Consider the following 22,540-nt stretch of genomic DNA (forward strand, 5'->3'; position numbering starts at 1 on the left):
GGCTCTGGCTCGGCACCGGGTGGTACGGCCCCTGCCTCAACGTGCGTGGACGTGCTGGGTCGTGCGGTGCCGCGGGTGCGGCGGGCTCGGGTGGCGCTCAGGGGGACGGGTGCGGGCCGGTGCGGCCGGCTCGTTCGCCGGGGGCGAGCCGCGTCCCGCGCGGCTCGCCCGTGACCACGTCGGCGCAAGTGCCGCCTAGTAGCACTCGACTCCGGCGCCGGAGCCCTTCTTGACGCTCATGCTGAGACCCGCCAGCTTGAAGGTGCCGGCGCTGGTGGCCCAGGCGGTCTGCCGGACGTCGGTCAGGTCCGCGGTCCTGGCCTCCTGGGCGAAGGAGCCGGGGGCGCCCTGCTTGACCGCGTTCTCGGGCTGTGCGTAGTCCGGGTTCACGGCGCCGGCGGCGACACCGATGTTGATGTCGTGGAACGTGGCATCGGCGTCGAGCTGGTCGAGGTCGATGTACAGGTTCGACGCCTTGACCTTCTTGCCGTTGTTGCCGGCGCTGAGCTTCAGCGTCACGTCGCCGACGAACGGCGCCGGGATGACCACGGACTGGCACAGGCCGGTGATGGTGGCGCTGGAGAAGGCCGAGACGGCCACCGGGTGCTTGGTGCCGTTCACCTCGGCGTCCACGGCGCCGTACTGCACGAAGCCGTTGCCGTGCAGGGTCTTGGCGGTGACCTTGAACTCCTGGCCCGACACGGCGAAGGACGCCGCGAGCGCCCCCTGGGCCAGTGCCACGCCTATCGCGGCCGTGGCCGCGACACTCGGCACCATGACGACGGCGAACCGCCGCCATCTGGTACCGCCTCGAACGAGCGACTCCATACTTCCTCCTTCTCGGACGTACATCTCCGGCCGGGAGTCGTTCGGGTCCCGGCCCGGGATGGGAGAAGTGCTACGTCCTCGGAAAGGAGAGCGCCGCGGTCGGCGGGGCCGTCCCTCCGCGGGGGAGTACGGACGGCGGTGTCCGAGCATCGGCGATCACCCCCGAGCGACAACCACTGGCCACGCTCTCGCGCAACCTGCGGGACAGGCTCCACCCGTTCCGCCCGCGACCGAAGTGGCCGCGGACAGGCGGCCGAAGACCCCCCTGTCCCAGGGTGGCGGCGGTCACCGCCCACCCCGCCCGGCGGGGACCCGTGCCCCTCGCGCGGCTGGCTGCCGGGCTGGGGTGACGGACCGAGCTTGGCCGATCGTGGTCCATTCGCGGCCCGGGCACAAGGGGGTTCGTTACCAGTGAGTAACGCCAAATCGCCGCAGGCGGGACCAACACGCGGAGTGATGTCACGCCGAGTAACAGGTACCTGGGTAGGTAAGTCCGACATAAGCACGGAAGGGCCCACAAAGCGGGGCAGTGTTCTTACCGGAAGTAACAGTCACCGATCCGGGTCACGTTTTGGTAAACGCTGTCGCCGTGTCGGCAAATCGTCGTACGGTCCCGCGCCGGGCATATGCCGCACGCGGGACCGCCGTCCTCATCGGGCCCGATGGACTCCGGTGGAGGCCTGCGGGTTCCGGTCAGAACAGTCAGAACAGCACGCGGGCGAGCGCGGTGCGCGCGGCGGCGACCCGCGGGTCATCCGGGCCGATCACCTCGAACAGGTCGAGCAGCCGCAGCCGGGCCCGGTCGCGGTCCTCACCCACCGTGCGCTTCACGGTGTCCACCAGCCGGGAGAAGGCGTCCTCGACATGGCCGCCGACCAGGTCCAGGTCGGCGGCGGCCAGCTGCGCCGACACGTCACCCGGCGCCTCGGCGGCCGCGGCGCGCACCTTCTGCGGGTCCGCGCCCTCCACCCGCGCCAGCAACTCGGCCTGCGCCAGGCCCAGCTTGGCCTCGACGTTGGCCGGCTCGTCGGCGAGCACGTTCTTGTACGCCTGAATCGCACCCGACAGATCGCCGGCGTCCAGCGCGTCGTGCGCGGCGGACAGCGCCAGCTCCTGCGGGGTGGCCGGGCGGGGGGCCGGCTCCGGCTCGGCCGCGTCCTGCGGCCCGGTCTCCTGGCCGACGATGCCGAACCGCTGCTCGGCGACCGCGATCACCTGGTCGAGCACCTCGGTGATCTGGTCCTCGGGGGCGGCGCCCTGGAAGAGCGGCATCGCCTGCCCGGCCAGCACCGCGAAGACCGCGGGCACGCCCTGGACGCCGAACTGCTGGAAGAGCAGCTGGTTGGCGTAGACGTCGGCGGTGGCCAGCACGAAGCGGCCGCGGTACTGCGCCGCCAGGCGCTCCAGCACCGTGTTCAGCTGCCGGCTCTGCTCGATCTGGTCGGTCCAGAAGCTGATGACGACCGGGACCTCGGAGGAGCGCTGCAGGACGTCGGCCTCGAAGGTCGCCTCGGTGACCTCGATGACGAGCGGGGCCGCCGGCGCCTCGCCGGGACCGGCCTGCCGCCGCTGGGCCCGCGCCTGCTCGGCCTTCGCCTTGGCCTCGCCGGCCGCCTTCACCGCGGCGAGGTCGACGACACCGCTCATGGACATGTTGCGTGGCTGCATGGGGTCAATCCTCCCCCCTCGTGGGCCCGATCGTGCACATACCCCGGTTCCCGCCGGATTGCGGGCGACCGGGACGCATCTTCCCCGTTTCCCGCGGCCGTACTCCACCGCCGTCCGCGCGGTGGGGGCTGCGGGCCGTTCACCGACCGTAGGGGTCCCCGTCCGTACGGTGGCTGTCGCGCGGGGCGGCGGAACGCCCTTACGCTACGGGTCGTAGCGTAACTGGCGGCGGGCCGGGCCGCAGGCGCCACACTGTGTGACGCCGGTCACTCGTCCCGTCGGCTACCGGCCGGTATGGTCCGGCCTATGTGTCCTGCCTCCCCCGCCCCCGGGCCCCGGCCCCGGCGCACCGGCCGGCCACGCAGCGCGGACGCCGACCGGGCGATCCTGGCCGCGACCCGGCAGGCGCTGGTGGAGCTGGGCTGGGGCGGGCTCACCCTGGGGGACGTGGCGGCCCGCGCCGGGGTCGCCAAGACCACCCTGTACCGCCGCTGGGCGGGCAAGAACGAACTGGTGGTGGACGCGCTGGCGGCCCTGTTCGACGAGCAGCTGCACCTGCCCGACCGCGGCAGCCTGCGTGCTGACATCCAGGGCGTGGTGCTGCGCTTCGCCGGCCTGCTGGACCGCCCGGAGATGCGGACCGCCCTGATGGCGGTGGTCGCCGAGGCCGGCACCGACGAGGCGCTGCGGACCCGGATCAGGCAGGCGCTGGTGGACCGGCAGAAGCACCTGGTGCTGGCCGGCCGCGAGCGCGCCCAGCGGCGCGGCGAGATGCCCCGGGACGTGGGCGGCCCGGACCCGGCCAGGGACGACCTGATCTTCGACGTGGTGGCGGGCGCGGTGGTGCACCGGATGATGGTCAGCTCCGGCCCGGTGGACCGGGACTGGGCCGACCGGCTGGCCCGCCTGCTGGTGGAGGGGCTGGCGGCCGGCTGCTGACGGCCCCGCCCGCTCCACCGGAAGGCGGCGGGCACCTGGCCCCGCCCCCGCGTGCTTCCGCCGGCCTCACCCCGCCTCCGCCTCCAGCCCGGCGACGAAGTGGTCGAACTCCCCGGCCTTCACACCCTTGACGAACGCCTCCCACTTCGCGGGTGTGGTCACCGCCACCACGTCCGGCTGCTCTGTCTCGCGGATGTAGATCATCCCGTCGTCACCGACGGTCGCTTCGAGGGACACCAGGTTCCTTCCTCGGAGGGCCGGTTGGGTGCGTACGAGGGTACGTTCGTTCGCCACAGCCCCACCTGGAGATCAACTGGGCCCGCGGAAGGGGGCGTTGCCCCGTCCGGGTGATGCTGGGTCAGAACCTGGCCGGCTCGGTGTACGACCCCCACTCCTCGCGCAGCGCCCCGCAGATCTCGCCGAGGGTGGCCTCGGCCCGCACGGCGTCGAGCATCGGCTCGATCATGTTGGCGCCTTCCCGGGCGGCGGTCAGCATGGCCGCGAGCGCGGCGCGCACCGCCCCGTCGTCCCGGGCCGCCCGGCGGGCGGCCAGCGCGCGCACCTGCTCGCGCTCCACCTCGTGGCCGACCCGCAGGATCTCCAGGTCCCCGGTGACCGAGCCGGTGTGGACGTTGACGCCCACCACCTTCTTCTCGCCCTTCTCCAGCGCCTGCTGGTAGCGGAAGGCGGACTCGGCGATCTCGCCGGTGAAGTAGCCGTCCTCGATGCCGCGCAGGATGCCCGAGGTCATCGGGCCCACCGGGTGCCGACCGTCCGGCACGGCCCGCTCGCCCAGTTCCTTGATCCGGTCGAAGATCTTCTCGGCGTCGGCCTCGATCCGGTCGGTGAGCGCCTCGACGTACCAGGAGCCGCCCAGCGGGTCGGCCACGTTGGCCGCCCCGGTCTCCTCCATGAGCACCTGCTGGGTGCGCAGCGCGATCTCGGCCGCCTGCTCGCTGGGCAGCGCCAGCGTCTCGTCCAGGGCGTTGGTGTGCAGCGAGTTGGTGCCGCCGAGCACGGCGGACAGCGCCTCCACGGCGGTGCGCACCACGTTGTTGTACGGCTGCTGGGCGGTCAGCGAGACGCCCGCGGTCTGGGTGTGGAAGCGCAGCCACTGCGCCTTCGGCGTCGCCGCCCCGTACACGTCGCGCATCCAGCGGGCCCAGATCCGGCGGGCGGCGCGGAACTTGGCGATCTCCTCGAAGAAGTCCAGGTGCGCGTCGAAGAAGAAGGACAGGCCGGGTGCGAAGACGTCCACGTCCAGGCCGCGGCTGCGGCCGAGCTCCACGTAGCCGAAGCCGTCGGCGAGGGTGTAGGCGAGCTCCTGGGCGGCCGTGGCACCGGCCTCGCGGATGTGGTAGCCGGAGACCGACAGCGGCTTGTAGGCGGGGATGGCCCGGGCGCAGTGCTCCATGAGGTCGCCGATCAGCCGCAGGTGCGGCTCGGGGGCGAAGAGCCACTCCTTCTGCGCGATGTACTCCTTGAAGATGTCGGTCTGCAGCGTGCCGTTGAGCACCGAGGGGTCGGCGCCCTGGCGCTCGGCGGCGACCAGGTACATGCAGAAGACGGGGACGGCGGGCCCGGAGATCGTCATCGAGGTGGTGACGTCGGCGAGCGGGATGTCCTTGAAGAGGACCTCCATGTCGGCCGCGGAGTCGATCGCGACCCCGCAGTGGCCGACCTCGCCGAGCGAGCGCGGGTCGTCGGAGTCGCGGCCCATCAGGGTCGGCATGTCGAAGGCGACCGAGAGGCCGCCGCCCCCGCCGGCCAGGATCATCTTGTACCGCTCGTTGGTCTGCTCGGCGTTGCCGAAGCCGGCGAACTGGCGGATGGTCCAGGTGCGGCCGCGGTAGCCGGTCGGGTGCAGGCCGCGGGTGAAGGGGTACTCCCCCGGCCAGCCGATGCGCTCGAAGCCGGGCACGTCGGCGCCCGCGGGCGGCCCGTAGACCGGCTCGACGGGGTCGCCCGAGAGCGTGCCGAAGTCGGCGTCGCGCTTGTGTGCGGAGTCGTAGCGCGCCTGCCAGCGCAGGCGGCCTGTCTCGATCTCGTCGGCGTCCATACCATCGAATTTACTAGGACGTCCAAGTAAATGTCGATGCGGCAAGGGCCACCGCCGCCCGGGCTGCCCCGGACGGCCCTACGGGGGGCGCCCCGGACGGGCCCGGCGCGTCCCCTGGGGTCCTACGCCTCGACGGCGTCGGCGCTCTCGCGGTGGATCACCTTGGGCCCGAGCTCACGGGTGACCCGGCGCTCGACGAAGAAGGCGGCGGTGGGGATCGTGCCCGCCAGAAGGATGAGGACCATCCGGCCGATCGGCATCTTGGCCTTGATGCACAGGTCGAAGGCGAGCACGAGGTAGACGACGTACAGCCAGCCGTGGGCGAAGCCGACGGCCGCGGTGAAGGTGCCCGCGCCGTTCATGTCGAGCCCGTACTTGGCGATCACGCCGAGGGTGAGCGCGATCAGCAGCACGCCCGTCACGTAGGCCATCACCCGGTAGCGGGTGAGCACGCTGGATTTCATGGACACGAGCCTAACCGCCCCGTATTTCCCCCCGGACCCGGGTCCCGCAGGGCCCGCGCCGGCCCCACACCGGCCCTGCGACGGCCCCGCGACGGCACGGGCGGCACGCTCACTCCTCCTCGAAGTCGCCCGCCGCTATCCGCAGGGGGCGCAGGAGGGCGAAGATCTCGGCGCACTCCTCCGCGTCGTACACGCTCAGCCCGAAGTCCATGGCCATCAGGTCCCGGGTGGCGGACTCCACGATCTCGCGGCCCTTGTCGGTGATGGAGGCGAGCGTGCCGCGGCCGTCGTTGGGGTTGGGGCGCTTGGCGACCAGGCCGGCGGCCGCGAGGCGGTCCACGGTGTTGGTGACCGAGGTGGGGTGCACCATCAGCCGCTCACCGATCTTGGACATCGGCAGCTCGCCCGCCTTGGAGAAGGCGAGCAGCACCAGCGCCTCGTAGCGCGCGAAGGTCAGCCCGTACGGCTTGACGACGGCGTCGACCTGACCGAGCAGGATCTGCTGGGCGCGCATGATCGAGGTGATCGCGGCCATCGAGGGCACCCCGCCCCAGTGCCGGGTCCACAGCTCGTCGGCACGGGCGATGGGGTCGAAGGGCAGGCTCAGGGGCTTAGGCACGGCCCCGAGCCTACCCGCCGGTCACATGCCGGGCACAGGCGTCCACCCAGTGGGCGCGCGTCCGGTCAGCGGGCGCGCTCGGCTCGCAGGTGGGCGGCGACCGGGGTGAGCGCCTCGCCGTAGGCGGCCAGCGCCTCGGGGGTCATCAGGTCGATGAAGTGGGCGCGCACGGAGGCGACATGGCGGGGGGCGACCTCGCGCATGGTGGCCCAGCCCTGCTCGGTGAGGACCGCGAACAGGCCCCGGCGGTCGGTGTCGCAGTTCTCCCGGCGGACCAGCCCGGCGCTCTCCATGCGGGTGATCTGGTGCGAGAGGCGGCTCTTGGACTGCAGCGTGGACCTGGCGAGGTCGCTCATCCGCATCCGCCGGTCCTCGGCCTCGGAGAGGTTGACCAGGATCTCGTAGTCGTTGTTGGTCAGGCCGAAGGGCTGCAGGTCCCGCTCCAGTTGGTGCATCAGCAGCCGGCTGACGTCGAGGTGGATGCGCCAGGCCCGCTGTTCGTCCTCGCTGAGCCAGGTCGTCACGCCGTCCGCGGTCTGTGTCTCCATGTCGTCAATCCTAGCTGTGGTTGAATCTCGGATGATCGCGTGGGTAGCCGTGCGGTCACGGCGCGTGCCCTCGCGGGGTGCGGTGGTGCCGGTCCCGGGCGGCAGGGCGCCGCGGGACGGGTGGGTCAGCAGTGCGTCAGGGGTGGCTCAGGTGTCGCTCAGACGTGGCTCGGGGGCGGTCGGAGACGGGTCGGGGCCGGCCGGGGCCGTCACGTGCCGGGCTGCGGTCCCGCCCCCGTGTCGCGCTCGGCGAGCACGGACTCGGTGGACTGCAGCAGCACCTGGCCGGCGCCGGTGAACTCGAACTGGTGCTCCTCGCCGGAGGCTCCGCCGATGCCGGTCAGCGCCCGGATGCCGCCGAGGACCCCGCGCAGGTAGGCGTGGTCGTAGTGGTGGCAGGGGGTGGGGCAGTCGGCCCAGCCGACCAGCGCCTGCGGGTCCACCCGGATCGGCGGCTCCACGAAGTGCACGGCGCCGTTGGAGGCGGCCACGAACTTCCCCGTGCCGAGCAGGGTGAGGAAGCCGGGGATGATCGACTGCTTGAGCGACAGGCCGGGCTGGAAGGCGAGCAGGTTGCCCGAGCGGATGGTGAGGTTGCCCTCGTCGAGGTCGTAGGAGTTGATGTCGTAGGAGCGGTCGGCGAGCAGCAGCCGGCCGCGGCCCTGGGCGACGACCCAGTCGGCGGCGTGCGCCGGGGAGTGGAAGTTCTCCGCGATGAGCCGGTCCAGCGGGCCGGCGCCGATGCCCTGGAAGTCGATCTGCCCGTAGTAGGCGATCATCTTCCCCTTCTGCAGGAACCACTGGCCGTCCAGGGCGACGCTGAAGGCGTACGGGTTGACGTTGTCGTCGGCGGGCAGCGTGGCCGCGTCGAAGACGACCGGGCCGCCGGGCGGCTGCGGCGGGGCGGCGGGCGGGGGCGGGTAGGTCACAGCTTCTCCTCCGACGCCTGGACGTAGACGGTGCCCTGGCCGGACAGCTCCAGCTGGAACGCCTCGCCCGAGCCGCGGCCGACCATCTCGCGCCAGCCGAGGGCGGCGGTCAGCCGGTTGCGGACCTCGCCGCGGTGGGCGACGTACGCCTGCGGGTCCACGTGCACCGGGCGCTGCGGGGTGACGGGGAGTTCGATGACGCCGCCGTGGGCGAGGAAGGCGGCCGAGCCGACGCCCTGCAAGGTGGTGGTGAACAGGCCCTGGCCGGTGGCCTGGCCGCGGATGACGCCCATCACGCCACCCTGGGAGCCCATGAACATGGTGCCCTGCCGCAGCGAGCCGTCGAAGGCGAGCAGCCGGTCGGACTCGACGTAGAGGGTCTCGCCGGTCAGGTCGGCGGTGTGGATGTGGTGGCCGCCGTGGCCGAACATCACCGTGCCCTCGCCCTCGACGACCATCAGCGGGGTCGCCTCGTTCGCGACGCGGCGGCCGATCATGGACATCACGCCGCCCTGGCCGCCGGTGATGCTGGGGGTGAAGGTGACCCGGCCGCGGTAGGCGAGCATGGCGCCGCGCTGGCTGAACATGCGCTGCCCCGGGTGCACCTGGGCCTCGACCATCTTGGAGTTGATCCGGGTGAACGGCACTACAGCTGCCCCCCGATGGTGGTCCGCTCGCTGGGCTGGACGTAGACCAGGCCCTCGCCCTCGAAGCGGATCTGGAAGCTCTCACCGGAGCCCTCGCCGACCAGGGTGCGCCAGCCCAGCGCGCTCTGCAGGTGCTGGCGCAGGTTGCCGGTGTGGGCGACGTAGGCGCCGGGGTCGACGGTGAGCGGGGTCTGCTTGGTGACGCGCAGCACGATCGCCGGGCCGTCGGAGAGGATCGCGGCCTGCCCGCTGCCCTCGACGGTGGTGGTGAACAGCCCGTTGCCCTGGGAGGCGCCGCGCAGCCCGGTGAAGGTGGTGCCGGTGCGCAGCGCGGGTTCGGTGGCCAGCAGGTTGCTCGCCTCCACATGGAGGGTCTCGCCGGTGAGGCGGACCAGGTTGATCTCGGTGGCGCGGTCGGCGAACCAGCAGGTGCCGGTGCCGCGGACCTCCATGACGGCCATGTGCTCGCCGGTGATGCGGCGGGTGACCAGGCCGCGCAGGCCCTCGCCACCGCCGGTCATCTTCTTGAACGTCATCTCGCCGTCGTAGGCGACCATGGCCCCGTTCTTCGCCTTGACCGCCTCTCCCGCGAGGTCGACGGCGAGCACGCGGGTGCCCTGCAGCCGGAAGGTCGCCATGCCTCAGACCGTATCGGCGGTGGCGGCACCGGGGGCGGCTTTGGCAGGAGCCGCAGGAGCCGCAGAAGCAGCCCCGGGCCCGGCCGCAGGACCGGCTGCGGGACCGGCTGCGGGACCGGCCGCCGCGCCGCGCTCCCGGACCGGCAGCGGTGCCTTGGCGGTGCCCGTGGCCTCGCCGGCGGCGGCCTCGACCTCGATGAGGGAGGCGCCGCGCCGCTGGGCCTCGAAGGCGGCGTGCCCGCCGCGCAGCCCGAACAGCCGCTTGCCGATGAGGATGTAGAGGACGGCGAGCACGTTGAGCGCGAGGGTGCCGATCTTGAACCAGCTGGTCTTCTCGGTGAGTTCGTAGACCTCGATCGGCAGGAAGGCCGCGGTGGCAACGACCGCGAGGTATTCCGCCCAGCGCTTGCCGAACCACAGGCCGACGCCCTCGACGGTCTCGATCAGGGCGTAGCCGAGCAGCCCCGCGGCCACCTCGTGGAGGGTGGACTTCTTGTAGTCGAAGGTCTTCTGGATGGTGTCGACGACCGGCGAGTGGTCCAGGTCGTAGCCGAAGTGGTGGGCGACCGGGCGGAAGACGGTCAGGTCGTCCTCGAAGAGGCGGCGCACCGCGTCCTGGGAGTTGGAGAACTTCCACACCGCCCAGGCGGCGAGGATCACCAGGACGCCGCGCAGCACCCGCTCCACGGCGAGGAAGCGCAGGATGAACAGGTCGCGCAGCGCGCGGCCGCGGGGCACCAGGGGCGCCTCGGCGGCGGGGCCGCGGCCGTGCGGCTCGCCGAGGACGAAGTCGCCGCAGCGCAGGCAGCGCCAGGCGGTGCCGACCGCGGTGCTGGTCTGCAGCCTGGCGTGCAGGCGCGGCTCGTCGGGCGCGTAGGTGATGTGGCCCTTGCGGGCGCAGTGCCTGCGGTCCCAGTCGATGCTCATCGTCTCGTCCCCGTGGATTCGGTCGGTGCTGCGGTCGGTGCGGTGCCGGTGCCGTGTCGGTGCGGCGGTCGGTGCCGCGGTCGGTGCTGTGTCGGTGCGGCGGCTGCGGTCTTCCGTGGAAGGGGACGTTATCGCCTGCCGGGTGGTTGCCGACCCCGGCGTATGGCCATCGATACGGTCCGGTGATAATGGAGGGCGACCTTGTGATCGCCTTCACAAGGACTACGGAAGAGAGGTTCCCGTGGACCTGAAGACCGCCGCCGCGCTGCGCCGGCTCCGCCTCGTCTCCGCCCCCGAGGCGGCCTCGTTCCTGATCCTGCTGGTCTGCACCCTGCTGAAGTACACCACCGACTTCAACGCGGTGCCGGTGCTCGGCCCGATCCACGGGGTGCTGTTCATCGTCTACGTGCTCTTCTGGGCCGACGCGTGGAACCGCGCGCGCTGGCCGCTGGGGCGCTCGGCGCTGTACCTGGCGCTGTCCATCCTGCCCACCGGCGGCTTCTTCGCCGAGCGGATGCTGGCCCGCGAGTGCGAGGAGGCGGTCGCCGCGGCCCGTACGAAGCAGGAGCAAGGCGCGCAGGACGCCCAGGAGCAGGAGCCGGGCCAGGCGGTGACCCCGGCGTGATCGTGGCTTTCTCCGTCACCCCGCTCGGGGTGGGCGAGGACGTCGGCGAATACGTCGCGGACGCCGTGCGGGTGGTGCGCGAGTCCGGGCTGCCGAACCGGACCGACGCGATGTTCACCTCGATCGAAGGCGAGTGGGACGAGGTGATGGCCGTGGTGAAGCAGGCGGTGGCGGCTGTGGAGGCGCGCGCGCCGCGGGTCTCGCTGGTGCTCAAGGCCGACCTGCGGCCCTCGGTCACCGACGGGCTGACCTCGAAGGTCGAGACGGTCGAGCGCTACCTGGCCCAATGAGCGGGGCGGCCGTTCGAACGCGCGCTGTCCGCCCCGTTCTTGTACCGGCCGCTCCTGCGCGGGCCCTGCACGCGCGCGCTGTTCGTCAGCGGGCCGTTCAGAGCAGCCCACCGGTCGCGACGGCGATGCCGAGCGGGGTGCGCTCGTAGAGCACCTGGTGGCCGTAGCGGCGCGAGCGCAGCAGGCCGGCGTCACGCAGGACGGCCAGGTGCGCGGAGACCGAGGACATCGCCATCGCGTGCCGGTGGGCGAGCGCGGTGGTGGTGGTCGGGGCGTCGATGCCGGTCAGTATGGCCGCGCGGTTGGGGCCGAGCAGTCTGACCAGCGCGGTGGAGGCGGCCGGGCCGCTCTGCGCCCACAACCCGCCGATGCCGCGGGCCGGGTAGACCACGGTGGGCTGCCAGGGCGGGTCGAAGGCACTGCCCGACTCGGGCCAGAAGAAGACGCTGGGCACCAGCACGAGCCCGCCCGCGGGGGCGGCGACCCCCTGCTCGCCGCCGGGTTCCGCCGCGACCGGGGCCTCACCGGGCTCCGGGGGACGCGGGTGGGTGGCAGACACCGCGTCCAGGGCGCCGTCGTGCCAGCTGAGCCTGGGGTGCAGGCCGGTGAACAGGCGCTGCATGCCGCCGTCGGCCAACCGCCGTGCGTGGTAGGCGACATCGGCCTCCAGGACGGCGCGCAGCCGGGGCCAGTGCGGGGCAAGCAATTCGGACCAGACGTGGGCGTAGAGCCCGGCGAGCTGGGCCACGGTGCCGGCCGGGTCGGCGAGCATGCCGCGGCCGCGGCGGGTGCGGGCGGCGCCGGGGGTCTGGGCGAGTGCCTGGGCGATCTGCCGGCGGGCCGTGTCGGGGTCGGTGGCCCGCACGGCGGCCAGTTCGTCCTCCAGCGTGGCCAGCGGGACTTCGGGCACGGGGTGCAGGAAGTCGGGGCCGTAGCCGTTCTCGGGGGCGAGCAGCCAGAAGGCGGCGAGGTCGAGGCTTGCGGCCGCGGAGCGGACCTGGCGCAGCCAGGGCAGGTGGTAGCCGTGCCGGTCGGGGCGGGACAGGGTCCTGATCGCCCCTTGCGTCTCGCGCAACGGCGAGATCGCGAACCGGCACCGTAGCAGGTCCTCTGCCGCAAAACGCATGCGAAACGACATCACGCCCCCCAAGATTCGGCGGAGGCCGAAAGACTACGACGGGTGGGGCCAATGCCACCAGTGTGATGTCATGACAACGGACAGCGAGCAGCCCCCTCGTGAGGGCACCCCGCCGTCGCCGGCCGCACCGGACCCGACTCCCACCACCCCCGGGACCAGGCCCGAGAGCGCCAACCAGAGCACGGGCGGCGCCGCGGACGGCAGCGGTGGCGGCTCCGCCGGCACGGGCGAGGACGGCGCCACGAGCGCCGGGTACGGCGCGGTCTTCGCGGTACGGGAGTTCCGGGCGATGTTCGCCGCCCATGTGCTGTCCATGCTGGGCACGGTGGTCTCCGAGGTCGCGCTGGCCGTCCTGGTCTACCGGGAGACGGACTCGGCGGTGCTGACCGCGCTGGTCTTCGCGCTGACCGTGCTGCCGTTCGCGCTCAGCGGCCTGCTGCTGTCCGGGATCGCCGACCGCTTCCCCTCCCGGCAGGTGCTGGTCGGCTGCGACCTGCTGTCGGCGGTGTGCATCGCGGCGATGATCGTGCCGGGGATGCCGCTGGCGGCGCTGTTCCTACTGCGGGTGGTGACGTCGATGATCGCCACGCTCTTCACCGGCACCAGGGCGGCGAGCCTGGGCGACATCCTCACCGGCGACCTGTTCGTGCTGGGCCGCTCGCTGATCCGGATCGTCTCGCAGGGCTCGCAGATCGTCGGCTTCGGGCTGGCCGGGCTGATCGTGGCGTGGCTGAGCCCGCGGCAGACGCTGCTGGTGACGGTCTGCACGTTCCTGTGCTCGGCGCTGCTGCTGCGGCTGGGCACCCGCAGCCGGCCGGCCCGCAGCAGCCGCAAGGCGGCGCTGATGCGGCAGTCGCTGGCGGCGACCGGGGAGATCATGGGGCACCCCCGGATCAGGGCGCTGATGCTGATGTGGTGGGTGCCGCCGATGTTCTTCGGGGTGGCCGAGGGGGTGGCGGTGCCCTTCGCCGCGGACGCGGGCGCGGGCGCGGTCGGTTACGGCGTCTTCCTGGCGGCGATGCCGGCCGGCACGGTGGCCAGCGAGGTGCTGGCCGGCACCCTGCTGGACGCGCGGGCCCGTGACCGTATCGCGATTCCGCTGGCCGCCCTGTCCCTGCTGCCGATGGCCGTCTTCTGCGTGAACCCCTCGCTGCCGCTGTCGGTGGCGCTGCTGGTGCTCACCGGGCTGTGCGCGGCCTACGCCCTGGGCATGGACCGCTGGTTCGTCCACGTGGTGCCGCCCGAACTGCGCGGCAGCGCCATGACGTTGATGGGCGCGGGCCTGATGACCCTGCAGGGTGTCGGCATGGCCGCGGGCGGCGCGGTCGCCGAGGCGGTCCCCCCGTACGCGGTCATCTGCGGCGCCGGCCTGATCGGCACGGCAAGCGTCCTGGCCGTCCTCCGCTCGGTCCGCGACACCGGCGTCCCCACCCCCGCCTGACGCCCCCCGCCGCACCGCGCCGGAGCGGCGGAGCCGACCCGCACACCCCGATACGCCGGCGGTGCCGGCCGCACCGGGCGCCGGTGCCCATGATCCTCACCGAAGGGAGCGCCGCGGTGAGCACAGCACTGCCGTCGTGGATGTATCCGCCACGGGACACCGGGTGGGAGGCGGACGACCTGGACCTGCTCCCGCCGGATGCTCCTCGCCACATCGAACTGCTCGACGGAGCCCTGATCCTCGACACATCGCCGCGACGCAGTCGGCACGACCGGGTGATCCGCCGCCTCACCGCCGCCCTGGAGGCCGCGGCCCCCTCCGGCTGGACCGTCGAGGCCCAAATGACCGTGAAGCTGAACCGCCGCAGCCGGCCCGAGCCCGACATCGTGGCCGCACGCGTGCCCTACGACCCCGAGCGCACCCGCTTCCTGCCCGAGGAGGTCGCGCTGGTGGTGGAGGTCGTCTCCGCCGAGTCCGAGCACCGCGACCGCCGCTGGAAGCCGGGGCTGTACGCCGACGCGGGCATCGACCACCTGTGGCGCGTCGAGGACGAGAACGGCCTGCCGGTCCTGCACACCTACGAGTTGGACGCCACCACCCGCGGCTACGTCGCCACAGGCGTGCACCGCGAGCGGTTCAAGACCGCGGTGCCCTTCGCTCTGGACGTGGTGCCGGCCGATCTGGCGCGCTGACCCGCGGCGGCCTCGAAGGGGGCTCGGAAAGGGCTCAGGGGGCGGTGGTGAGGTCGGTGAGGAGGGTGTCGGCTGCTGTGTAGGGGTCCAGGGTGCCCTGGGTGACCTGGTCGGCCAGGGCGGTCAGGGAGGTGGCGCTGGCGGGGGCGGCTATCCGGGCGCGCAGATCGGTCAGGGCGATGGTCTCGATCTCCTTGGCGGCGCGGGCCCGGCGCCGCTCGGCGAGGACGCCGTGCTCGTCCATCCAGGCGCGGTGCTTGTCGAGGGCGGCGAGGAGTTCGTCGGTACCCTCGGAGCGGGCGGCGACCGTCTTGACGATCGGCGGCCGCCAGGCGCCCGGGGCGCGCGACTCCCCCAGGCCCAGCATGTGGTTGAGCTCGCGGGCGGTGGCGTCGGCCCCGTCCCGGTCGGCCTTGTTGACCACGTAGACGTCGCCGATCTCCAGGATGCCGGCCTTGGCGGCCTGGATGCCGTCGCCCATCCCGGGGGCGAGCAGCACCACCGAGGTGTCCGCCTGGGCGGCGATCTCCACCTCGGACTGGCCGACGCCGACCGTCTCCACCAGCACCACGTCGCACCCGGCGGCGTCCAGCACCCGGATCGCCTGCGGGGCGGCCCAGGCCAGGCCGCCGAGGTGGCCGCGGGTGGCCATCGAGCGGATGTAGACGCCCGGGTCGGAGGCGTGCTCGGACATCCGCACCCGGTCGCCGAGCAGGGCGCCGCCGGAGAACGGCGAGGAGGGGTCGACGGCGAGCACGCCGACCCGCCGCCCGGCCCTGCGGTACGCGGTCACCAGCGCGGAGGTCGAGGTGGACTTGCCGACGCCGGGCGACCCGGTGAGCCCGACGACGTAGGCGCCGCCGGTGAGCGGGGCGAGGGCGGCCATCACCTCGCGCAACTGCGGCGAGGCGCCCTCCACCAGGGAGATCAGCCGCGCCACGGCCCGCGGCCGCCCCTCGCGCGCCTGCTCGACGAGGGCGGCGACGTCCACCTGCCGCACCCCGCCGCGGCCCGAGCCCGCCGCCTGCTCCTTCGCTCCGCTCACCGTGCCCGCTCTCTCTCCTCGACCGCCGACCGAACCACCGCCGTACCACGGACCGGACCACCGCGGACCGCCGGCGACGCCCGGGCGCCACCGAACCGCCGTCCGCGCATCGGAGCCCGGCCCCGCCGCCCGAGTCCCGCCGGGCTGCGGAACCGGCCGCGCACCGGAGCACGGCCGCACCGCCGGCCGGCCTGCGGCCGCCCCGTTCCGCTTCCTTCTTACCCCTGCTCGGTCCCGCTCCGCGCTATTGCGCCCCGGCGCCGGGCACGCGGATGATCAGGGCGTCGCCCTGGCCGCCGCCCCCGCACAGGGCCGCGGCGCCGGTGCCGCCGCCGCGGCGGCGCAGTTCGAGCGCGAGGTGCAGCACGAGACGCGCCCCGGACATCCCGATCGGGTGACCGAGCGCGATGGCGCCGCCGTTGACATTCACCTTTTCCGGGGTCACCCCGAGGTCCTTCATCGACTGCACGGCCACCGCGGCGAACGCCTCGTTGATCTCGATCAGGTCCAGGTCGGCCACGGTCAGCCCGGCCTTGGCCAACGCGTGGTTGATGGCGTTCGACGGCTGGGACTGCAGGGAGTTGTCCGGCCCGGCCACATTGCCGTGCGCGCCGATCTCGGCGAGCCACTCCAGGCCCAGCTCCTCGGCCTTGGCCCGGCTCATCACGACCACCGCCGCGGCCCCGTCGGAGATCTGCGAGGAGGAGCCGGCGGTGATGGTGCCCCGGCCGTCGGCGTCGGGGAAGGCCGGCCGCAGCCGGGAGAGCAGCTCGACGGTGGTGTCCGGGCGGATGCCCTCGTCCTGCGCGAAGACCACCGGCTCGCCCTTGGGCTGCGGCACCTCCACCGGGGTGATCTCGGCGTCGAAGAGCCCGTTCTTGCGGGCGGCGGCGGCCCGCTGGTGGGACAGCGCGGCGAACTCGTCCTGCGGCTCGCGGGCGATGCCGAGGCGGGCGTTGTGCGCCTCGGTGGAGGCGCCCATGGCGATGCCCTCGTAGGCGTCGGTGAGCCCGTCGAGCGCCATGGAGTCCAGCAGCTCCATCGCGCCGTACTTGTGGCCCTCGCGGGACTTGGGCAGCAGGTGGGGCGCGTTGGTCATGGACTCCTGGCCGCCGGCCACCACGATGTCGAACTCCCCGGCCCTGATCAGCTGGTCGGCGAGCGCGATGGCGTCCAGCCCCGACAGGCACACCTTGTTCACCGTGAGCGCCGGCACGCTCATCGGGATGCCGGCCTTCACCGCCGCCTGCCGGGCCGGGATCTGCCCCGCGCCGGCCTGCAGCACCTGTCCCATGATCACGTACTGCACCTGCTCGCCGCCGATGCCGGCCCGCTCCAGCGCCGCCCGGATGGCGATGGCGCCCAGCTCGGCTCCGGAGAAGGAGCGCAGGCTGCCCAGCAGCCGCCCCATCGGGGTCCGGGCGCCGGCGACGATGACGGAGGTGGTGCGCGCTTCCTGACTGGTCATGTGCGGCCCCTTCGGCGGAAGAGAGGTTAACGAGGGTTATCTTCAATGTACTGAGCAGTAGCGCATCGGTCACCCGGCGGATCGTGTGATGGCGCGCACGTTGCGTGACCACATGTCCGTACGGTCCACTGTGTTGCATGCTGACTCGTATCGACCACATCGGAATCGCGTGCCGCGACCTCGACGCCACCGCCGAGTTCTACCGGGCCACCTACGGCTTCGAGGTGTTCCACACCGAGGTCAACGAGGAGCAGGGCGTCCGCGAGGCGATGCTGATGGTCAACGAGACCTCCGACGGCGGCGCCACCTTCCTGCAGCTGCTGGAGCCCACCCGCGAGGACTCCCCGGTCGGCAAGTGGCTGGCGAAGAACGGCGAGGGCGTGCACCACATCGCCTTCGGCACCCCGGACGTCGAGGGCGACTCCGCCGAGATCCGCAGCAAGGGCGTGCGGGTGCTGGACGCCGAGCCGCGGCACGGCACGATGGACTCCCGGATCGCCTTCCTCCACCCGAAGGACTGCCACGGCGTGCTCACCGAGCTGGTGGAATCCGCGGGGGCCGCACGTGCCGCCGCCGAGGGCTGAGCACCCCTCACCGCCGCTCCCCCGCCCCGGGCACTCCCCCGGCGCTCCCCCGAGGTGCTTCCGCGCGCCGCGGACCGCCCCCTGACCGCTCCGGACCACTGACCCAAGGCGGCCGCCGCCCGGTAGAGTGACCGGGGCCGACCGGGGTGGGCGGCCGGGGAGCACGCTCCCGGGTGGGCTCCCGCTCCGCGACGCAGATCTGACACCATTCTCCGTACAGCTCTGTTCCTTCAAACCGAGCGACGGAGAATCTCACCCGGTTGGCGGGTGAGGACGCCAGGAGACCGATGGGACCGCGGAGTGCGGGGCAACGACAGCTACCGGGCTGACGACCAGCTCTCTCGGCTCGAAGCCGAGATGGAGCGGCTGCGTACCGAGCGCGGCAAGGCGGTCGACCACGCCGACGACCTCGGCTACCAGGTCGAGGTGCTGCGCGCCAAGCTGCACGAGGCCCGCCGCAACCTGGCCGCCCGGCCCGCCTACGACAACCTCGGCCACCAGGCCGACCAGCTCCTGCGCAACGCCCAGATCCAGGCCGACCAGCTGCGCGCCGACGCCGAGCGCGAGCTGCGCGAGGCCCGCGCCCAGACCCAGCGGCTGCTCCAGGAGCAGGCCGAGCACCAGGCCCGCTTCGAGGCCGAGTGGCACGCCGAGGCCGTCGCCCGCCGCCGCCAGCTGGACGAGGAGCTGGCCGAGCGGCGGGCCACCGTCGAGACCCACGTCAACGAGAACGTCGCCTGGGCCGAGCAGCTGCGGGCCCGCAGCGAGGCCCAGGCCCGGCGGCTCCTGGAGGAGACCCGCGCGGAGAGCGAGGCGGCCCTGGCCGCGGCCCGCGCCGAGGCCACCCGGGTCGCCGAGCAGACCGCCCAGCGGCTGACCGCCGAGGCGGAGGCGGCCAGGAACGAGGCCGAGCAGCTGCTGCGCCGGGCCCGCGCCGACGCCGAGCGGCTGCTGACCGCCGCCTCCGCGCAGGCCGGCGAGGCCACCGCCGAGGCCGAGCAGCTGCGCAGCACCAGCCGCACCGAGTCCGACGAGGCCCGGATCAGGGCCACCGAGCTGACCCGGCTCGCCGACGAGCGGGCCCGCGAGGCCGAGGAGACGCTGCGGCAGGCCCGCGCGGAGGCCGAGCGGCTGCGCGAGGAGGCCACCGCGGGCGCCGCCAAGCGGCTCGCCGCGGCGGAGACCGAGAACGAGCAGCGCACCCGCACCGCCCGCGCCGAGATCGCCCGCATGGTCGCCGAGGCCACCAAGGAGGCCGAGGCCGCCAAGGCCGAGGCCGAGCAGGCGGTCGCCGACGCCCGGGCCGAGGCCGAGCGGATCAAGGCCGAGGCCGCCGAGACCGCCCGCGCGAAGGCCACCGAGGACGCCGCGGCCCAGCTCGCACAGGCCGCGAGGTCGGCCGAGGAAATCCTCACCAAGGCGTCGGAGGACGCCCGTTCGGCCACCAAGGCGGCCGCCGAGGAGGCCGAGCGGATCCGCCGGGAGGCCGACGCGGAGGCCGAGCGGCTGCGTGCGGAGGCCGAGGCGTCGGCCCAGGAGCTGCGCGGCGCCGCCCAGGACGACACGGCCGAATACCGCGCCAGGACCGTGGAGTTGCAGGAGGAGGCCCGCCGACTGCGCGGCGAGGCCGAGCAGTTGCGGGCCGAAGCGGTCGCCGAGGGCGAGCGCATCCGCGGCGAGGCCAGGCGCGAGGCCGTCCAGCAGATCGAGGAGGCCGCGAGCCGGGCCGAGGAGCTGCTGGCCAAGGCGAAGGCCGACAGCGACGAGGTGCGCCAGGCCGCCGCCGGCGAGGCCGAGCGGATGCGCACCGAGTCCGTCGAGCGCGCCTCGGCGCTCAACTCCAAGGCGGAGGAGGCGCTGCGGCAGGCCCGCGCGGAGGCCGACGAGCTGCGCGCGGAGGCGGCCCGGCACGCGGAGTCCGCCAAGGAGGCCGCCGAGCAGGCGCTGGCCGACGCCCGCAGCGAGGCCGAGGCCGTGGGCGCGCGGATGCGGGCCGAGGCCGAGGCGGACCTGACCCGGCTGCGCGAGGAGGCCGAGGCCCGGGTCGGCGCCGCCGAGGCCGCGCTGCGCGACGCGGGCGCCGAGGCGGACCGGATCCGCGCCGAGGCGGCCGAGGAGGCCGAGCGGCTGCGGTCGGAGACCGCCGAGCGGGTCCGCACCCTGCAGAAGCAGGCCGAGACCGAGGCGGTCCGGCTGCGCGACGAGGCGGCCGCGGACGCGGCCCAGACCCGCGCCGAGGGCGAGAGCGTCGCGGTACGGCTGCAGGCCGAGGCCGCCGCGGAGGCCGAGCAGCGCAGGACCGAGGCCCAGGAGACCGCCGACCGGCTGCGCGCGGAGGCCGCGGCCGCCGCCGAACGGCTGGGCGTGGAGGCCGCCGAGGCGCTGGAGGCCGCCCGCGAGGAGGCCGCCAGGCGCCGCCGCGAGGCCGAGGAGGTGCTGGGCGCCGCCCGCAGCGAGGCCGAGCAGGAGCGCGCCCAGGCCCGCCGGGAGAGCGAGGAGTTGCTCGCCACCGCCCGCCGCCGGGTGGAGGACGCGGGCGCCGAGGCGGACCGGCTGGTCGCCGAGGCCGAGCAGCGGGCGACCGAGCTGGTGGCCGCCGCGGAGGCGCACGCCCAGCAGGTGCGCGACTCCGTCGCCGGGCTGCGCCAGGAGGCCGAGGAGGAGATCGCCGGGCTGCGCTCGGCCGCCGAGCACGCCGCCGAGCGGCTGCGGGCCGAGGCGCAGGGCGAGGCCGACCGGCTGCACGCCGACGCCAACTCCGAGCGGGAGCGGGCCGGTGAGGACGCCGCCCGGATGCGCCGGGTGGCGCAGGAGGAGTCCGAGGCGGCCCGGGCGCTGGCCGACCGCACTGTCGGCGAGGCGATCGAGGAGTCCGACCGGCTGCGTACCGAGGCGCGCGAGGACGCCAACCGGATGCGCACCGACGCCGCCAACCAGGCGGACCAGCTGGTCGGCAAGGCGCGGGCCGAGGCCGAGCGCCTGGACCGGCTCGCCAAGGAGGCCCTGGAGCGGGCCGAGCAGGAGGCCGAGCGGTCGCGGGCGCAGTCCCAGCAATTGCTCGACGAGGCCCGCGAGGCGGCCAACAAGCGCCGCAGCGAGGCCGCCGAGCAGGCCGACGAACTGATCGGCAAGGCGCAGGCGGAGGCGGTCGCCACCCAGACCGCCGCCGAGGAGCAGGCCGACACCATGGTGGGGGCGGCCCGCGCGGAGGCCGAGCGGATCGTCGCCGAGGCCACCGCGGAGGGCAACGGCCTGGTGGAGCGGGCCCGTACCGACGCCGATACGCTGCTGGTGGAGGCGCGCACCGACGCCACCGCCATCCGCAACCGCACCGAGGAGCTGCGCCGCCGGGTCGAGACCGAGGTGGAGGAGCTGCACGAGCGGGCCCGCAAGGAGGCCGCGGAGGCGATGAAGTCGGTCGGCGAGCGGGTCGACAAGCTGGTGGCCGCGGCCACCGGGCAGCTCGCGGAGGCCGAGGCCAAGGCCGCCGAGATCCGCTCCACCGCGACGTCGGAGGCGAGCAAGGTGCGCATCGCCGCGGTGAAGAAGGTCGAGGGCCTGCTCAAGGAGGCCGAGCAGAAGAAGGCGGAGGCCGAGCGCGAGGCGGAGCGGGTCAAGGGGGAGGCCCGTGCCGAGGCCGAGCGCATCGTGGCCGAGGGCAGAAGGGAGTTGGAGACCCTGGTGCGCCGCAGGGAGGACATCAACGCCGAGATCTCACGGGTGCAGGACGTGCTCGAGGCGCTGGAGTCCTTCGAAGCCCCCGGCTCGGGCGGCGGCAAGAGCGCCGTCGCCGCTGCTGCGGGCGCCCCGACCACGCGTGCGAGCGGCAAGCGCATCGAAGATGCTCAACTCGATTGAGTGCACATTCTCCATATCGAATAAGCAATGGCTCGGTGACACGCCGCCGCGCCCCCTAGGATTCCCCCTATCACCTCACCGGTCTGAATCATCGACAGGAACCCCATGAGCGACACTTCCTCCCCTTTCGGCTTCGAGCTCGTGCGTCGCGGATACGACCGCGGACAGGTGGACGACCGCATCACCAAGCTCGTCGCCGACCGTGACAGCGCGCTGACCCGCATCACCGCGCTGGAGAAGCGCATCGAGGAACTGCACCTCGAGACGCAGAACGCCCAGGCCCAGGTCTCGGACTCCGAGCCCTCCTACGCCGGGCTCGGCGCCCGCGTGGAGAAGATCCTCCGCCTCGCCGAGGAGGAGGCGAAGGACCTGCGCGAGGAGGCCCGCCGGGCCGCGGAGCAGCACCGCGAGCTGGCCGAGTCCGCGGCCGCGCAGGTGCGCAGCGACGCCGAGGCGTACGCCGCCGACCGCAAGGCCAAGGCCGAGGACGAGGGCGCGCGGATCGTCGACAAGGCCAAGGGCGACGCGACCCAGCTGCGCGCCGAGGCCCAGAAGGACGCCTCCGCCAAGCGCGAGGAGGCCGACGCCCTCTTCGAGGAGACCCGCGCCAAGGCCGCCCAGGCCGCGGCCGACTTCGAGACCAACCTCGCCAAGCGGCGCGAGCAGTCCGAGCGTGACCTGGCGTCCCGTCAGGCCAAGGCGGAGAAGCGGCTGGCGGAGATCGAGCACCGCGCCGAGCAGCTGCGCCTGGAGGCCGAGAAGCTGCGTACGGACGCCGAGCGCCGGGCCCGCCAGACGGTGGAGACCGCGCAGCGGCAGTCCGAGGACATCGTCGCGGACGCGAACGCCAAGGCCGACCGGATCCGCAGCGAGTCCGAGCGCGAGCTGGCGGCGCTCACCAACCGCCGCGACAGCATCAACGCGCAGCTGACGAACGTGCGCGAGATGCTGGCCACCCTCACCGGTGCCGCGGTCGCCGCGGCGGGCTCGCCCGCCGACGACGAGCCGGTCTCCCGCGGGGTGCCGGCCCAGCAGTCCCGCTGACACCTGCCGCAGCGTCGGCCGGTTGCCGGCCGGAGTGCCGGCCGGTTCTCGGCCGGAGCGTTTGTCCACAACCCCCGCCCCTCCTCGGG

Annotated in this window: 21 protein-coding genes and 1 pseudogene; 8 read left to right on the top strand and 14 right to left on the bottom strand. The window is 73.6% G+C overall.

Annotated features, from left to right (window positions below):
- Nucleotides 1–195: 195 nt before the first annotated feature.
- The gene (locus BLR33_RS06820) at nucleotides 196–828 is read right to left on the bottom strand and encodes a DUF6230 family protein (RefSeq protein ID WP_093783377.1); all 633 of its coding nucleotides are present in this window, start codon (nucleotides 826–828) and stop codon (nucleotides 196–198) included.
- A gap of 702 nt (nucleotides 829–1,530) precedes the next feature.
- Nucleotides 1,531–2,496 (bottom strand): tetratricopeptide repeat protein, encoded by a 966-nt coding sequence (locus BLR33_RS06830; protein WP_176930168.1) that lies wholly within the window; start codon nucleotides 2,494–2,496, stop codon nucleotides 1,531–1,533.
- Between the two features lie 306 nt (nucleotides 2,497–2,802).
- Between BLR33_RS06830 and BLR33_RS06835 the strand changes: the two genes are divergently transcribed.
- Complete coding sequence (locus BLR33_RS06835) at nucleotides 2,803–3,435, top strand: TetR/AcrR family transcriptional regulator (protein ID WP_093783378.1); 633 nt, start codon at nucleotides 2,803–2,805, stop codon at nucleotides 3,433–3,435.
- A 66-nt stretch (nucleotides 3,436–3,501) separates the two neighbouring features.
- Here the strand turns inward: BLR33_RS06835 and BLR33_RS06840 are convergent, their stop codons facing one another.
- The 9 genes and pseudogenes from BLR33_RS06840 to BLR33_RS06880 all read right to left on the bottom strand — a co-directional run.
- A complete protein-coding gene (locus BLR33_RS06840; RefSeq protein ID WP_322987141.1) occupies nucleotides 3,502–3,672 on the bottom strand; it encodes a DUF397 domain-containing protein in 171 nt (56 codons plus the stop codon).
- A gap of 121 nt (nucleotides 3,673–3,793) precedes the next feature.
- Entirely contained in the window at nucleotides 3,794–5,494 is a 1,701-nt protein-coding gene (locus BLR33_RS06845) for an acyl-CoA mutase large subunit family protein (RefSeq protein ID WP_093783379.1), read from the bottom strand.
- 122 nt (nucleotides 5,495–5,616) lie between these two features.
- Complete coding sequence (locus BLR33_RS06850; RefSeq protein ID WP_176930169.1) at nucleotides 5,617–5,958, bottom strand: DUF3817 domain-containing protein; 342 nt, start codon at nucleotides 5,956–5,958, stop codon at nucleotides 5,617–5,619.
- A 109-nt stretch (nucleotides 5,959–6,067) separates the two neighbouring features.
- Nucleotides 6,068–6,577, bottom strand: coding sequence for a MarR family winged helix-turn-helix transcriptional regulator (locus BLR33_RS06855; protein ID WP_093783381.1), 510 nt, complete (start codon nucleotides 6,575–6,577; stop codon nucleotides 6,068–6,070).
- Between the two features lie 65 nt (nucleotides 6,578–6,642).
- The gene (locus BLR33_RS06860; protein ID WP_093783382.1) at nucleotides 6,643–7,125 is read right to left on the bottom strand and encodes a MarR family winged helix-turn-helix transcriptional regulator; all 483 of its coding nucleotides are present in this window, start codon (nucleotides 7,123–7,125) and stop codon (nucleotides 6,643–6,645) included.
- 209 nt (nucleotides 7,126–7,334) lie between these two features.
- Entirely contained in the window at nucleotides 7,335–8,054 is a 720-nt protein-coding gene (locus tag BLR33_RS06865) for an AIM24 family protein (RefSeq protein ID WP_093783383.1), read from the bottom strand.
- Nucleotides 8,051–8,701: an AIM24 family protein gene (locus BLR33_RS06870; protein ID WP_093783384.1), complete on the bottom strand. Its 651-nt coding sequence runs from the start codon at nucleotides 8,699–8,701 to the stop codon at nucleotides 8,051–8,053. The genes BLR33_RS06865 and BLR33_RS06870 overlap by 4 nt, the downstream gene beginning before the upstream one ends.
- A complete protein-coding gene (locus BLR33_RS06875; protein WP_093783385.1) occupies nucleotides 8,701–9,339 on the bottom strand; it encodes an AIM24 family protein in 639 nt (212 codons plus the stop codon). The genes BLR33_RS06870 and BLR33_RS06875 overlap by 1 nt, the downstream gene beginning before the upstream one ends.
- Before the next feature lie 174 nt (nucleotides 9,340–9,513).
- Nucleotides 9,514–10,266: pseudogene (locus BLR33_RS06880) on the bottom strand (DUF2127 domain-containing protein); the annotation flags it as partial.
- Between the two features lie 241 nt (nucleotides 10,267–10,507).
- Here BLR33_RS06880 and BLR33_RS06885 point away from each other — a divergent pair.
- Both BLR33_RS06885 and BLR33_RS06890 read left to right on the top strand, forming a co-directional pair.
- A complete protein-coding gene (locus BLR33_RS06885) occupies nucleotides 10,508–10,891 on the top strand; it encodes a DUF3817 domain-containing protein (RefSeq protein WP_093783387.1) in 384 nt (127 codons plus the stop codon).
- On the top strand, nucleotides 10,888–11,181 hold the full coding sequence (locus tag BLR33_RS06890; RefSeq protein WP_093783388.1) for an MTH1187 family thiamine-binding protein: 294 nt from the start codon (nucleotides 10,888–10,890) through the stop codon (nucleotides 11,179–11,181). The genes BLR33_RS06885 and BLR33_RS06890 overlap by 4 nt, the downstream gene beginning before the upstream one ends.
- Before the next feature lie 97 nt (nucleotides 11,182–11,278).
- On the opposite strand, the gene BLR33_RS06895 is transcribed toward BLR33_RS06890, so the two are convergent.
- Entirely contained in the window at nucleotides 11,279–12,319 is a 1,041-nt protein-coding gene (locus tag BLR33_RS06895; protein WP_093783389.1) for an ArsR/SmtB family transcription factor, read from the bottom strand.
- 70 nt (nucleotides 12,320–12,389) lie between these two features.
- On the opposite strand from BLR33_RS06895, the gene BLR33_RS06900 reads away from it, so the two are divergent.
- Nucleotides 12,390–13,760, top strand: coding sequence for an MFS transporter (locus BLR33_RS06900; RefSeq protein WP_107408848.1), 1,371 nt, complete (start codon nucleotides 12,390–12,392; stop codon nucleotides 13,758–13,760).
- Between the two features lie 116 nt (nucleotides 13,761–13,876).
- Nucleotides 13,877–14,452, top strand: coding sequence for a Uma2 family endonuclease (locus BLR33_RS06905; protein ID WP_245771227.1), 576 nt, complete (start codon nucleotides 13,877–13,879; stop codon nucleotides 14,450–14,452).
- Nucleotides 14,453–14,486: 34 nt separating this feature from the next.
- Here BLR33_RS06905 and meaB read toward each other — a convergent pair whose 3' ends face one another.
- Nucleotides 14,487–15,452, bottom strand: coding sequence for a methylmalonyl Co-A mutase-associated GTPase MeaB (gene meaB / locus BLR33_RS06910; protein ID WP_093783773.1), 966 nt, complete (start codon nucleotides 15,450–15,452; stop codon nucleotides 14,487–14,489).
- 289 nt (nucleotides 15,453–15,741) lie between these two features.
- A complete protein-coding gene (locus BLR33_RS06915) occupies nucleotides 15,742–16,965 on the bottom strand; it encodes an acetyl-CoA C-acetyltransferase (protein WP_093783390.1) in 1,224 nt (407 codons plus the stop codon).
- 137 nt (nucleotides 16,966–17,102) lie between these two features.
- On the opposite strand from BLR33_RS06915, the gene mce reads away from it, so the two are divergent.
- The 3 genes from mce to BLR33_RS06930 all read left to right on the top strand — a co-directional run bounded on the left by mce (nucleotide 17,103) and on the right by BLR33_RS06930 (nucleotide 22,451).
- The gene (gene mce, locus BLR33_RS06920) at nucleotides 17,103–17,549 is read left to right on the top strand and encodes a methylmalonyl-CoA epimerase (RefSeq protein WP_093783391.1); all 447 of its coding nucleotides are present in this window, start codon (nucleotides 17,103–17,105) and stop codon (nucleotides 17,547–17,549) included.
- A gap of 300 nt (nucleotides 17,550–17,849) precedes the next feature.
- On the top strand, nucleotides 17,850–21,407 hold the full coding sequence (gene scy, locus BLR33_RS06925; protein ID WP_093783392.1) for a polarized growth protein Scy: 3,558 nt from the start codon (nucleotides 17,850–17,852) through the stop codon (nucleotides 21,405–21,407).
- A 105-nt stretch (nucleotides 21,408–21,512) separates the two neighbouring features.
- Nucleotides 21,513–22,451, top strand: coding sequence for a coiled-coil domain-containing protein (locus BLR33_RS06930; protein WP_093783393.1), 939 nt, complete (start codon nucleotides 21,513–21,515; stop codon nucleotides 22,449–22,451).
- The last annotated feature ends 89 nt before the right edge of the window (nucleotides 22,452–22,540 follow it).

Origin of the sequence: Actinacidiphila guanduensis, from assembly GCF_900103985.1 — a bacterium.
Lineage (GTDB): Bacteria > Actinomycetota > Actinomycetes > Streptomycetales > Streptomycetaceae > Actinacidiphila > Actinacidiphila guanduensis.

Coding starts and splice junctions, on each gene's coding strand:
- BLR33_RS06875 (WP_093783385.1), bottom strand. CDS start 9,339: ATGGCGACCTTCCGGCTGCAGGGCACCCGCGTGCTCGCCGTCGACCTC.
- mce (WP_093783391.1), top strand. CDS start 17,103: ATGCTGACTCGTATCGACCACATCGGAATCGCGTGCCGCGACCTCGAC.
- BLR33_RS06895 (WP_093783389.1), bottom strand. CDS start 12,319: ATGTCGTTTCGCATGCGTTTTGCGGCAGAGGACCTGCTACGGTGCCGG.
- BLR33_RS06845 (WP_093783379.1), bottom strand. CDS start 5,494: ATGGACGCCGACGAGATCGAGACAGGCCGCCTGCGCTGGCAGGCGCGC.
- BLR33_RS06930 (WP_093783393.1), top strand. CDS start 21,513: ATGAGCGACACTTCCTCCCCTTTCGGCTTCGAGCTCGTGCGTCGCGGA.
- BLR33_RS06900 (WP_107408848.1), top strand. CDS start 12,390: ATGACAACGGACAGCGAGCAGCCCCCTCGTGAGGGCACCCCGCCGTCG.
- BLR33_RS06820 (WP_093783377.1), bottom strand. CDS start 828: ATGGAGTCGCTCGTTCGAGGCGGTACCAGATGGCGGCGGTTCGCCGTC.
- BLR33_RS06835 (WP_093783378.1), top strand. CDS start 2,803: ATGTGTCCTGCCTCCCCCGCCCCCGGGCCCCGGCCCCGGCGCACCGGC.
- BLR33_RS06915 (WP_093783390.1), bottom strand. CDS start 16,965: ATGACCAGTCAGGAAGCGCGCACCACCTCCGTCATCGTCGCCGGCGCC.
- BLR33_RS06850 (WP_176930169.1), bottom strand. CDS start 5,958: ATGAAATCCAGCGTGCTCACCCGCTACCGGGTGATGGCCTACGTGACG.
- BLR33_RS06830 (WP_176930168.1), bottom strand. CDS start 2,496: ATGCAGCCACGCAACATGTCCATGAGCGGTGTCGTCGACCTCGCCGCG.
- BLR33_RS06860 (WP_093783382.1), bottom strand. CDS start 7,125: ATGGAGACACAGACCGCGGACGGCGTGACGACCTGGCTCAGCGAGGAC.